Genomic DNA, 12,434 nt, shown 5'->3' with positions numbered 1-12,434 from the left:
ATTTTGCCGTTTATATAATGAAGGTATATTTTGGAATGTGCATATTGAGGGTTATAAACCGTCATAAGCGGAAGGAGATACAAGGATGAACAACGCTGCTATTTGGTTTTCAACTGTGCTATTACTGGGGGGATTGACGACTACATCGTCATCTATTGTTGGTGCCAAACCAGCTACACCAGAACGAATTTCACAACATTCCGTTAATGCGACTTCTGTAACTCCTTCCATCTATTCAAGCGTCAAACCGTTTAAAAAGAACAACAGTACCAACAAAATCATCTGGAAAGGAGGAAAAATTACTTTAACCGCTACTACAGTAAAGTTGGAAGGTAAGCCCTCATTTGAACAAAACGTAATTCAATCCATTGTCGTCACCAAGGGGAGCCAGAAACATACGATTGAAACGGGTGATTTGGAGGACAATTGGCTCGATATCACAAGTGTTGTTGCATCCAACTCCAATACATGGCTTGCTATACACGCAGAACGCAGCGCAGGAAAAACTCTGATGCTGCTTAACCTTCAAACAGGTGAAGTGACGGAATTAAATGACCGATTGAACAAAGCAGGCAAGAAAAACATAGAAACCATTGCCGCCTATAACTGGGCTCCCAACGAAGATCAGATAGCCTTCTCTTACGGCGATCCCTCCAAGAGCTCACTAGCCATCTACAATGTTCAGAAAGAGAGCTTTAAATACCTGCCAAGGGCAACCAATTATATTAGTACCAATCTGATTCTGTGGCAAAAAAACGGAAAAATACTGGATTACATCAGTGAGTATCCGTCTGATCAAATGATACTTTACAGGTATAGCATAGAGAGTAACAAGGTGAAGCCTGTTCAGAAAATAAGCCGTAGTGAGTTTTCCGAATGGTTCAAGCTGGATAAATCCCCCATACAATAATGATTTAAATAGTAGAGGTGCATAATGAAGAAAACGATTTTACTCCTGTTTTTGAGTCTGTTCTTTCTAGTTCTACTCCCTCATCAGGGGAATGCCGCTGCAAGCACATCGAAAATCTTCTTGGACGGCGAGGAATTAATCCTCCCAAGTGACGTTCAGGTGACCATCGTGAATAAGAACGTCATGATTCCGATTCGTGTTGTTGCCGAGAATTTGAAATTCAAAGTGGATTGGAACCAACAAGCACGCAATGTAAAAATCCAGCAAGATGACCAGACGATTTCTTTAACCGTTGATCAAAAGCAAGCCATGGTTGCTGACAAGCAAGTTACCCTGAACACGGCCCCACTTATTTTGAATAAAACCCTGGTGGTGCCCATTCGATTTGTCAGTGAGCAAATGGGGCTTACAGTGAAATGGGACAACAAGGAGAAAGTCGTATACTTAACGAACACCAACAAGGAGCCTAATAGCGAACCTGACAACAATTCAGGGAACGGCAACCCAACTTCGTTAGCCAAGGTTACCGATATCCAATTTGCCAACAATCAGCTCGTCGTATCTATGGATGGCGAATCCAAACCAGTGATGACGACTTTGAAGAATCCCGATCGTCTGGTTGTGGATCTGCCCGGAGCAGTGTTTGGTGATCTATCACAACCTTTGAATCAAAACATGAATGGCAAATTGGACATGGACGCATACCCCAATGTAAAGGAAGTTAGATATTCTCTATTTAAACAAGACCCTGGTCAAGTCCGAATCGTCGTTGAATTGAATCATGTGAAGAATGTGCAATACAGCCAGAACGTGATTGCCGATAAACTGATTATTGATCTGAATGTTGTGGGCGACAACGTCCTACCTGTTCCTGTCACCCCTGGAGGAGATTCAGGACGCAAGGTTGTTGTCATCGACCCAGGCCATGGGGGTAAAGATCCAGGCACAACCAGCATCACCAACAAACCCGAGAAAGAATATAATCTGGCATTGGCTCTCAAAGTACAAGCACTGCTTCTCAATGAGCCGGATATTGAATTGGTGATGACTCGTGACGGTGATACTTATCCCACTCGCCCGGAGCGTGTTAAGCTCGCCAATCAATTAAACGCGGATGTATTTGTATCTATCCATGGCAATAATGTGGAGTCCTCACCCCAGGCGACAGGTACAGAAACGTTCTACTATCAACGCAGCAGCAGCAAGGAATTAGCCAATATCATTCATCAGCGATTGGTTAAAGCCATGGGGCTCAAAGACCGTGGTGTAAAAAACGGAAACTTGGAAGTGATCAGAGATACGACCATGGCTGCAGTACTTTTGGAAGTGGGATTCCTGAGTAATGTTATGGATGAAGAACTGATGTCGTCCGATGTCGTTCAGATGAAAGCGGCTCAAGCGATAGCCGATGGGATTAAGGAATATCTCGGTATCAATTAAATGATAAACCATAAAGTAAATATGCTGGAGGATGTGATCCATTGAAAACGAAATTGGGATGTGCACTCGTCTTATCCTTCTTAATGATTATTGGCATGGGTTGTGCTCAGAAGCCCGTCAGTGAATCCGGATCGGCCGAACCTGCTGTTCAGGGGGGACAGTCACCAAACCCATCCGAAACAAAGGTGGACCTGGGCACAATGAACATACAAGCGGTTGATGTGTATTTCGCAGACGCCCAGGTGCTGGAACTTCAGAAAAAAGAGCAGGAAATTGAATACACGGACGATTCTGAGAAATACCAAAAAACATTTGAAGCTTTACAGAACAATACCGATGCAGAGCTCGTATCCCTCTGGAAAAAAGTCGAATTGCTCTCCCTACAGTACGGCGAGGGCAAAGTCACTTTGGATGTTCATATCCCAGATGAAGCCAAATTGGGAACCAGTGGGGAGCTGCTTGCATTGGATGCACTGACCCAGACGATGTTTCAATACGATGAAGTAAAAAGTATCGATATACTGGTGGACGGTGAAGCCCTGGATAGCCTGATGGGCCATTCAGAGTTGGAGCATCCTATTCAGCGCGAGCCCTAATCTAATTATAAAAGACATCAGATCAATTCCGGATAACTCTCTCCTTGAATCATCTCTCCTGCATGATGAGAAGCCTAACTTCTCATCATGCTTTTTTTATAAAAACTAACATTCAAAAAGACGTCCACAGGGACGCCCTACATAGATCCAACCCTTATAAAATCCAATTTACAGATACAGCTCATCTCCAGGAGATAGCGAATGCAAAATTCCTTTCCCCGAGACCATTTTTCCGCTGAGCAAGCCTTCTCTCAGTTTATCGGTCTCGGTCTGGTCCGCATGCACAAGCACCGTATGCCTCGCAGGAACCTGATGCAGCATTCTCTCGACATCCTTCCAACCCTGATGCACCTTATATCGAATTTTCCGTACCTCGCACGCCCCGTGTTTTGCAGGGCTCTGCAATAGCCTGTATGCATAGGTGCCAGCAGAGACATGCCCCGTGAGCAGTAACAGATTATTTCCATCGTCCGCAAATTGGCTGTAGTACCAGCGAGCAAGAGAGGACTGCATCATCCCGTCCGGAATGAACCACAAAGAGGCCGCATGTTGATGCAGTAGCCGCTCTCGCTCTTCCTTTGTCACAGGCATCTCCCATCCATGACCCCTCAGAAAAAGCCCAATCGCTTCCTTCACAGAACCCGGTATGTGTTCTTCCTCTTCCTTTAGCCAATATGGAGCACGCAAAAGCTGCTTCAGTCCGTCCACCAACCCTTGTTCCACGACAATCGGAACGTCAGGGAACTGCTGCTGTGCCCACAGCATGATTTCCTGACCACGACCCACCGAAGGCATAGGCATCAGCACCTTTCCACCCCGAGCAATCGTCTTATGAATGGCCTGTTCCAGCTGCTCCAGTTTGTTGGCCTGCGTATCGCGATCTGTTCCATATGCAGCATCCATAATCGCCAAATCCAGCAGACCAGATGAAGATGCTTTATTCACTTCTACTCCCTTGGATACAGCATAAGCATCCCCTTGCTCCACAATTCTCCCTGCTGATACGTGGGAACGTAACACCCCTTCGGATGCAGCAACGGGAAGAGTCTGCGACGCGGACGGCTCTTCTGCAACGACATGTCCACCATTCACGGCGGTTCGTATATCCGTTTTCCAACGTTGACTGACTGGAGCATTGAGCCCCCGCCTGTTACGTGGTAACCTTGCCTGCCAGAGCGCATCCGATGGACAATCCTCCTGCAAAAGCATGGATTCGGAGGTATAATCACCGGAATAAAATATCCGCTTATCCTCCATTTCGAGTCCGAACCATACTGAACCTGCAAGGTGTCCACTGCGCCCCCACACCACCGAGACGCCAGGAACTATTTCAAACCAGATTCCACCCTCGGCTTCGTCCTCCAAAAATCGGTAGCGAATCAGTTGTTCATCACCTTCTTCGTATGGGAGGGCGTGTCCTGCCCGCTCCATATTTCTTCGCCAAGCTCTGAAGTAGGTGTCCAATTGCTCCCTGGTTTCCCGCGTCGTCCATACTTCACCCTGATACCCCATCCTATAGAGCAACGGAATAGCGACAGAATGATCTTCATGAGCGTGAGACAACAGCACCACATCCAGCTCTTTGACGATTTCCGGTTCAATCAACGGATACTCGCCGGCTCCTTCTTTTTTCACGCCACAATCCAGTAAAAGTTGAACCCGGCTCCCTTTCAGGAGATAGGCAGAGCGCCCGTGTTCCCCTGCGCCGCCCCATACCTTCAGTTTGATCATGATGCATTCCACTTTCTCTTCGAATTCAGAACTTCAATGCCGAGCAGCATCAGTACCGTCATACCGACAGTAACCACGGCCATCGCCATTCCCAATGACACCTGACCTTGTTCAAATTGAGCAAAAATATAGGTAGCCGATGTCTGCATCGATGGAGGCAAAATCAACAGTGATCCTACCAGTTCCCGGGTGGCAATAGTGAATGTCATCATCCACCCTGCCAGCATGCCGGGAATGATCAATGGTAGAAGAATGCGCCGCAGAATATACAGCGGTCTTCCGCCAAAGACCTGACCCGCCTGGAACAACGTTCCGTCTATCTGGGTGAAGCTTGATTTGACATACTGTACCGTGTACGGCAAGAAGAGCACCACATACGTCAGAACAACCATTCCGTACGAGTTGTACAGGGTGAACGGCATCCATGGTGAATTCCAGAACAGGATGAGACCCACCACCATGACAATGCCAGGCACCGTATTCGGCAGCAGACTGAACAGGTCAATGACACGCTGCATCAAGGAAGACGATTTACCAATCGTCAGTGCCAAACCTGTACCGATCATAACCGCAACCGTCGAAGCTGCCAGTGACAGCCCCAGACTGTTCCCGATTGCTTTCATACTGACTGATCCCCAGGACAGCAATTCCCGGTAATGATCCAGCGTCAGATTGTCGAAGGACAATCCTGCGCCTCGCAGCTTCATGGTCGATGCTGCAATAATGGAGAAATACGGAATGCCCACCGACAGAATCAGCAGCAACGCGAGATATAGCCCACACAACCAACCCGCCCCGCCGCGTAGGGAGTATCGTTTGGATCTCTGCCCCTTGCCCCCTACCAGACGGTACGTGAACTTTCGACTCATGGCAGACTGCATGTACCACATCACCAGACAGACCGACAGCAGCACCGATGCGAGCGAGGTTGCCTTGCCAAAGTCAATCGGCCAACTGGAGATATACTTGTGAATCTCAGAGGTCATGACATAATAGCCAATCTTGCGTCCGAAGGTTGCTGGCGTTCCGAACTCTGCAATCGTTTTGACAAAAACAAGCATAATCCCCATACCGTAGGAAGATAGCAGCAGTGGTAAAATAATGCGTCTGAACCGGTATCCTGCACGTGCTCCGTGCACCGCTCCCGCTTCTTCCAGATTGCCTCCAATGCGAATGATGGCATCCCGAAGCAACAGATACAGGAAGGGGAACAGATGCAGGCTCATAATGAGCACCATGCCCCAGAAGCTGAAGAACAACTCACTCCAGCTCGCAGCGGAGGGCACCCATTGCTGCAGGTATCCCCCTTTTTGCATAAACAGGATCCATCCCATGGAGCCGATATACGGCGGGGTCATGAACGGAATCATCAGGATCACGTCCACCCAGCGATGCTGACCCATGCGGGTCTTCGCCATCATCCAGGCCAGTGGCAATGCCAGCAGCGTTGTTACAGCTACCACGCAGATCCCCAGCCAGACGGAATTCAGCAGCACCCCGGATAAATGATGGCCGGTAATGGTCCGAATCGGAGCCATCCAATCCCATTGCCCATCCGGATATACGCTTTGCCAGAAAATCAGCAAGAGCGGTACACCAATGCTTATCGTCAGCAGAAAGAGGGCCAGAATCACGCCCACTCTCCGAAAAATACGGTTGTTGTCTACTCCAACAGGTTTCACTACGATTTTCACCTCACATGACTTCCACAAGACAATCTTCTCTTCACTCTAGCTGCTCGATTTGCTCGTCATAACACTGGCTTATTTAAAAGTCTCGGAGAAACGTGCCGCTGTCTCATCTCCGTGTTCACTCATCCAGTTCCAATCCACTTTAAGCTGCGGGATATCCTTCAGATTCGCCCGGTTAGTCGCCTCGATGTCTTCACGTCCCGGAATCAGATAAGCATCTGCAACGAGCTTCTGTGCCTCATCGGACAACAGGTAGTCGATAAACGTCTTGGCATTCTCCACATTCTGGCTGGATTTCAGAATCGCTGCCGGTCTTGGACTGATTACAGTCCCTTCCTCTGGATATACGATGTCCAGCGGTTCACCTTTGGCTTTGGAGGAATACGCCATGTAGTCCACACCAGCTGCTACGATGCTCTTCGCCCCGGTAATGACCGGATCAAGTGCTTCCTGATTCGCTCCTGCCATCGCTACACCATTCGCTTTGTAACTGTCCAGCAAGTCCCAACCCTTATCTCCATTTACACTCAGGTATCCTGTAATGAAGTCCAGTGCGGAACCGGACAGTGTAGGATCAGGAATGTTCACAACATCTTTCCAGGCAGGTGTTGCAAGCTCAGCCCAACTGGTTGGTGGCGTGGACACCAGCTTCGTATTGTAGACAATGCCGAGTGCCGAAGCACTGGAGCTAAAATAGTTGCCTTCGGCATCCGACCAATCCTTGTTCAGCTTGTCTGCATTCTCGGCGTCAGGATACGGGAGTGTCAGTCCATCCGCTTTCAGTGCTTGTGCCGAAGGCAGGGAGGCCAGGATAACAACGTCCGCTACCGGGTTGGATTTTTCCGCTTCCATGCGTGCGAGAATTTTGCCTGTCGTGCCCTGGAACATCTCCACTTCAATGCCTGTCTTGGCTGTAAATCCGCTGATGATGTTATCCGCCAGCTTCTGAGGTCCTGCACTGTACAATACCAGCTTACCGCCGGTTGGTTTTGTCGTTTCCGCCGATGCAGTCGCCGTACTGCCTTCCCCTGCAGCTTGACCGGCATTCCCGGTTGTTGAATTACCTGTACTACATCCGAACAAACTGATACTCATTACCGCTGACAATAAAAGCATTGCGCTTCTTTTCCGTGTTTTCATACCCAACATCTCATTCCATCTCCCTTGGTTTCTGATTATATTTGTGACTGCTTTTCCCAAACGCTCCTGCCAGTTAAGCCATCCCGCTATGGTCACTATTCTCGCTACTTCCGATAACGTGTACCTTTCCTTGGTTGAACAGACCAATGTTGCCTCCAAGGCGATCCATTACTCCATAATCCTGTTCATGATTCTGTTAATGATACCGTTCAATTTTTCACTCATGGCCATATCCCGTTCCCCAGATCATGTACTCATATGGTTAGTTGGCTGCTGCTATGAATTCTCTCGGTTTCACATTCGGCGTCTCATGCCCGTTCATTCGGCAGATCCGCTCCGGGGCTACATAGAGCTGAACCTTCTCCCCTACGCGTACTCTTCGATCCAAATAGGCTGTCCATACACCCAGCCCCTCCATTTGCATCCGAATTTCATAACGCTCTCCTACATAACTGACGCTGAGCACCACCGCTTGATAACACAGATCATCATGACCTGTTTTGCTCCAGGAGACATGTTCCGGTCTCACCATGGACTGATTAGGCGTAAGCCAGTTAGACTTTCCGATAAACGAAGCAACAAAGGGATCGCTTGGTGATGCGTAGATCGTTTCCGGGGTTCCCTTTTGCAATATCCGCCCCTTCTCCATCACCACAATCTCATCCGACATCGACATCGCCTCAACCTGATCATGGGTGACGTACAATGCTGTCAGTCCCATGTCCCGTACCAATGACATCATCTCAATCCGCATCTCTTCCCGCAGCACAGCATCGAGTGCACTTAGTGGCTCATCGAACAGGATAATCCCCGGTCTTACTGCTACCGCTCTGGCAAAAGCAACCCGCTGCTGCTGTCCTCCCGACAGCTGATGAGGATAACGATTCTCCATGCCTTGCAGGCGTACCATGCCAAGTGCTTCGGTCACCTTTTGGCGCAGATCCAACTTCTGCTTTCCGGCTTTCAGACCGAACGCCACATTTTCGTATACTGTCATATGCGGCCATAATGCAAAATCCTGAAACACCATGCCCAGATTACGCTTATGTGTCGGTACATCTATTCGCTTCGTCGCCGAGTAGAAACTCTTGCCATCCGCGACGATTTCCCCCGCATCCGGCTGCTCCAGCCCTGCCAGCATGCGCAGCAACGTTGTTTTACCGCAGCCGGATGGGCCGAGCAGCGTCGTAAACTGTCCATGCTGAAGCGTTAAATCTGTGGGCAGCAGCGCAGGAGTGCGATTGAATGATTTTTGAATTCCCCTAATTTCCATTTTCATAAGCATCCCTGCCTGTCTTCTTGTACTGTTCTCAGTCTAACGTCCGCTTTCGCGAGTTGTATGTTAGAAATGTAAAATTGGAATTAACTTTTTAGATGAATTCTGTTGATGTTCATAGATTAAATCTATATAAGGTGATTCAAAGTTACCTGAGAGGAGTGTTGGATTCGTTGAACCTGATTAAACTGCAAATTGTTGAACTTATTGATAAGCATCATCATATGACCAGCGTGGCCGAACTTCTCGGCATCAAGCAGCCTACTGTTACCTTTCATATGAAGTCTTTGGAGGAAGAGATGGGGGTGCGATTATTTGAATCTCGCAGTGGAAAGACATTTCTCACCGAGGCTGGACAAGCCCTTTTACATTATTCCGTCAAAATCAATGCCCTGACCCAGGAGGCGCGCCGGGTAGTACAGGAATATGACAGCCTCTATCGGGGCACCCTGCACATTGGAGCGAGCTATGTACCTGCAACGTATCTGTTGCCGCCTATTTTGAATACATTTTCTCAGGAATTCCCCGGTATTCGAATGATGTTATCAGTCAAGCCTTCACCCGTTATCCGTGAAATGCTGATCCGTCACCAGATTGATCTGGGGGTGATCTCCTCAGAGCCTTTTGTGGGTCCGGTACTTCAAGCAGAAACACTATGTGAGGATGATCTGGTATTAATCTGCTCTCCCCAGCATGCCTTGGCTCAGAGGGATGTGCTGAAACCTGAACATATGGCACAGGTTCCTTTTGCGCTGCATGGGGATGAATCCAGTACCCGCCGTTTAACCAACCAATGGCTGGAGCAACATGATATTCGTTTGCGAAGCACCGTTGAGATGGATTCTCTGGAGGCAATTAAGCAGTTGGTTTTACTCGGCGGTCATATCTCATTCATGTCACGAATGGCAGTAAAGTGGGAAGAGCAGCACGGGCTGATCAAGGCCCTCCCTATTCCGGGGGAGCAAGCTCCGCGGCATATTTACACCGTCCACAATAAAGATCGTCATCCTTCCGTTCAAGTCGATCGCTTCAAAGAAGTTTTGCGGGATATGAGTCACAGCTTCTCTGTTTTCAGTTCATGATCCCCCCTGTCCCATATAAACTCTCGCTTGGCATTCATCAAATCTATGCAGGGTTAACGCAATGAGCGCTTCCATTTAATCGCTTTCATATACTCAGGCGATAAAGTGAGTCTGTACGTTAATCCAGCCTAGGGAGTGATTGGTTTTGAAAAAATGGAAAAAGGTAACCGCCTCATTCATGCTAAGCATCGTGACATTGGGAAGTGGACTGACGTTTCTGGAAGCACCACAAGCTTCTGCTGCAGCCAATGCTGTTCCTGCTTATGAAGTGAAGTTCCTGGCTAAGCCGGAGCTAGTATTGAACACAGATGGGACACCACGCAGTGAAGTCATTCAGACACTTGGCTTGAGCTCCACAGCAAGAAACATTAGCGCAGAGTATTTCGATACCAATTCCCTGAATCTGAATCAAGCGGGATGGGATGTTCGTTTTCGGAAGAAAGATGACAAGAACAATTATGAGCTGACGTATAAAAAGCGCTATCCTGTCATCAATGGTGATGTTAATGCGGCGCTGACTCTGGCTAACCAAGAGGGATTTGATGCGTCAGATGATAACTATGAGGCTGAAATTGACTGGGGATATGGTAAACAAACATTGAGCTTCTCCAACACTAAAAAAGTGGATACCCAAGCTGCAGGCGTACAACTTCCATCACAGCAGGAAGCTTTGAGCATGTTATTGGACAAGCTGCCTGGCAAATTAAAAAATTGGTCCTCCTCCAACTGGGGTAAACAACAACTCACGGCATCCCGTGCCTACGGCCCGGTAACGTTCCAACGTTTTGAAGGCACATGGAATGGACAAGAACTCACCCTTGAAGTATGGCCGATTCGTAACGCAGCAGGCACCGGTGTAGAGAATGTGGTCGAGATCTCTTTCAAAACAACAGATGCTACAGCTGTTTCCGGTCTGCGTACCCAACTGATGCAAGTGCTCCAGAACAAAAATTGGCTCATTCCTGCCGATGGCCTGAAAACTCAGCTCATCTTAGAAAGATACTAGTCGCCGCCTAAATTCCATTTCAACCAAAACAAAAGGAGATCAACAGAACCATTCTGCTGATCTCCTTTATATTGTACTATTCGTTATAGTTAGTATATTTTGAAGGTCTGGGCTGTTTCGATCCCAAGCGCACTCTGAATAAAGGTATTGGCGACCCGCTCCACAGGGACCGGATTAAATCCGATAAACACACCTTTATATTTCTCCGCTGATTCAACAAATAGGTTAGGACTAACCGAATTCAGACGTATCCCTCGGGGCAACTCATAGGCTGCTGCTTTGGCAAACGAATCAATAGCACCATTAACCATAGCACTGGATGCACCTTTCAGAATGGGATGGTCCTGTATAATGCCACTGACCAGCGTAAAACTCCCCTTATCGTTGATGTAGTGCTGCCCAATCAATACGATATTCACCTGACCGAGTAATTTGCCCTGTACGCTAATCATGTTGTTCTCAGGTGTCAGTTCTTCCAATTTCGCATAATGGGTCTGACCTGCAGCAACAATAACGTAATCAATATTAGTTACCGTTTCAAAGAGGGCTGTAATACTCTCTGTCGAAGTCATATCCACCTGATAATCTCCGGATTGCCTGCCGGCTGTAATGACCTCAACGGAGTATTCTTTAAGCTTCGCAACAACAGCCTTGCCTAAGGTCCCATTTCCTCCAATAACCAGAGCCCTTTTCATTATACGCCTCCTTTTATCATTGAAAGCATGAAATTGTTCATTCGTTGATCTCTTCATTTAAACAAAGTTTAAGCACATAATCAAACATGCGGCAGAAGAAATAATGAACTCCATCTCTCAATACGAGTCAAGCAGGGCACAGCTACTTTACAATTAAGCCTAATAAACCAACGAATGAGGCTGCCTGAGCATCTGAGATGATGCATCCATCCAGGTCCTCAATATCCACTTGTAACCTTTCAAAGCTACAATCACTAAGGTCCACTCCCTTAAGCTTAACACCTGACATAAGAGCTTGGTCTATATTGCATTCTGAAAACTCCAGTTTTTGAGGTGTAGCTTGAAAGAAATCGCCACTCACCAGAGAACATTCCGTGTATTTCACCTGTTTGAACTTGGAGAATCGAAATAAAGAAAGGTCCGCTACACAACCTTGAAAGCTTACATTTTGGAGCCTGCTATTTGCAAAATTAGTACCAAGCAATTTACAGTTTCTAAATTCTGTCCGATGAAGAAAAGAACCGTTAAAATCCATATTGGACAAATCACATTTATCAAAAATCACATCAGTAAGCTCGATCTCTGGAAGAGAGGACTGGCTGAAGATCACGTTCTCAAAGACCACTTTATCGAAAGACACCCTGCTGGCACTCTGATACTCAATCGAGATATTACTGAATCGCCCATGCTTGATTTCTTCTTTACTCTCCCATGCTTCTATGGCTAACGATAAGTCTTCAAGCTCCAGGGGAATCTTTGGCGTTTCTATTTTATTTTTCATAAGTCCTCCCACTATTTTCTTGTTTGAAATTACTATATCAAAAAGAGCCCTTGCAGTAAGCAAGAGCTCTTTTTGATGATACCATG

General features: G+C 47.4%; 11 protein-coding genes. 5 read left to right on the top strand and 6 right to left on the bottom strand.

Annotated elements, in window-relative coordinates; translation table 11 throughout:
* The first annotated feature begins 85 nt into the window (after positions 1-85).
* From PPA03S_RS09965 to PPA03S_RS09955, 3 genes are read left to right on the top strand one after another with little or no spacing between them, the layout of a single operon-like run.
* Entirely contained in the window at positions 86-910 is an 825-nt protein-coding gene (locus PPA03S_RS09965; protein WP_062322330.1) for a hypothetical protein, read from the top strand.
* Positions 911-934: 24 nt separating this feature from the next.
* Complete coding sequence (locus PPA03S_RS09960; protein WP_062322328.1) at positions 935-2,350, top strand: N-acetylmuramoyl-L-alanine amidase family protein; 1,416 nt, start codon at positions 935-937, stop codon at positions 2,348-2,350.
* A 41-nt stretch (positions 2,351-2,391) separates the two neighbouring features.
* A complete protein-coding gene (locus PPA03S_RS09955) occupies positions 2,392-2,946 on the top strand; it encodes a GerMN domain-containing protein (RefSeq protein ID WP_062322326.1) in 555 nt (184 codons plus the stop codon).
* A 168-nt stretch (positions 2,947-3,114) separates the two neighbouring features.
* On the opposite strand, the gene PPA03S_RS09950 is transcribed toward PPA03S_RS09955, so the two are convergent.
* The 4 genes from PPA03S_RS09950 to PPA03S_RS09935 all read right to left on the bottom strand — a co-directional run bounded on the left by PPA03S_RS09950 (position 3,115) and on the right by PPA03S_RS09935 (position 8,787).
* Entirely contained in the window at positions 3,115-4,677 is a 1,563-nt protein-coding gene (locus PPA03S_RS09950) for an MBL fold metallo-hydrolase (protein ID WP_062322324.1), read from the bottom strand.
* A complete protein-coding gene (locus PPA03S_RS09945) occupies positions 4,674-6,359 on the bottom strand; it encodes an ABC transporter permease (protein ID WP_062322761.1) in 1,686 nt (561 codons plus the stop codon). Before PPA03S_RS09945 ends, PPA03S_RS09950 begins: the two co-directional genes overlap by 4 nt.
* 81 nt (positions 6,360-6,440) lie before the next feature.
* The gene (locus tag PPA03S_RS09940) at positions 6,441-7,517 is read right to left on the bottom strand and encodes an ABC transporter substrate-binding protein (protein WP_062322323.1); all 1,077 of its coding nucleotides are present in this window, start codon (positions 7,515-7,517) and stop codon (positions 6,441-6,443) included.
* 253 nt (positions 7,518-7,770) lie between these two features.
* Positions 7,771-8,787 carry an ABC transporter ATP-binding protein gene (locus tag PPA03S_RS09935; RefSeq protein ID WP_062322759.1) on the bottom strand — a complete coding sequence of 339 codons (1,017 nt, stop codon included), beginning with the start codon at positions 8,785-8,787 and terminating at the stop codon, positions 7,771-7,773.
* A 170-nt stretch (positions 8,788-8,957) separates the two neighbouring features.
* Here PPA03S_RS09935 and PPA03S_RS09930 point away from each other — a divergent pair, with 170 nt between their 5' ends.
* Both PPA03S_RS09930 and PPA03S_RS09925 read left to right on the top strand, forming a co-directional pair.
* On the top strand, positions 8,958-9,866 hold the full coding sequence (locus tag PPA03S_RS09930; RefSeq protein ID WP_082704079.1) for a LysR family transcriptional regulator: 909 nt from the start codon (positions 8,958-8,960) through the stop codon (positions 9,864-9,866).
* A 145-nt stretch (positions 9,867-10,011) separates the two neighbouring features.
* The gene (locus PPA03S_RS09925; RefSeq protein WP_157284054.1) at positions 10,012-10,872 is read left to right on the top strand and encodes a CYTH domain-containing protein; all 861 of its coding nucleotides are present in this window, start codon (positions 10,012-10,014) and stop codon (positions 10,870-10,872) included.
* A gap of 89 nt (positions 10,873-10,961) precedes the next feature.
* Here PPA03S_RS09925 and PPA03S_RS09920 read toward each other — a convergent pair whose 3' ends face one another.
* Together PPA03S_RS09920 and PPA03S_RS09915 are read right to left on the bottom strand one after the other, a co-directional pair.
* Positions 10,962-11,567, bottom strand: coding sequence for a short chain dehydrogenase (locus PPA03S_RS09920; RefSeq protein WP_062322321.1), 606 nt, complete (start codon positions 11,565-11,567; stop codon positions 10,962-10,964).
* Between the two features lie 142 nt (positions 11,568-11,709).
* Positions 11,710-12,434 (bottom strand): pentapeptide repeat-containing protein (locus tag PPA03S_RS09915; RefSeq protein WP_369691085.1); only part of this gene is annotated, 725 nt, incomplete at its 5' end.

This window comes from Paenibacillus pabuli NBRC 13638, assembly GCF_001514495.1.
In the GTDB taxonomy this organism is placed as follows: Bacteria; Bacillota; Bacilli; order Paenibacillales; family Paenibacillaceae; genus Paenibacillus; species Paenibacillus pabuli.
This window is presented reverse-complemented; position numbering and strand designations above follow the sequence as displayed.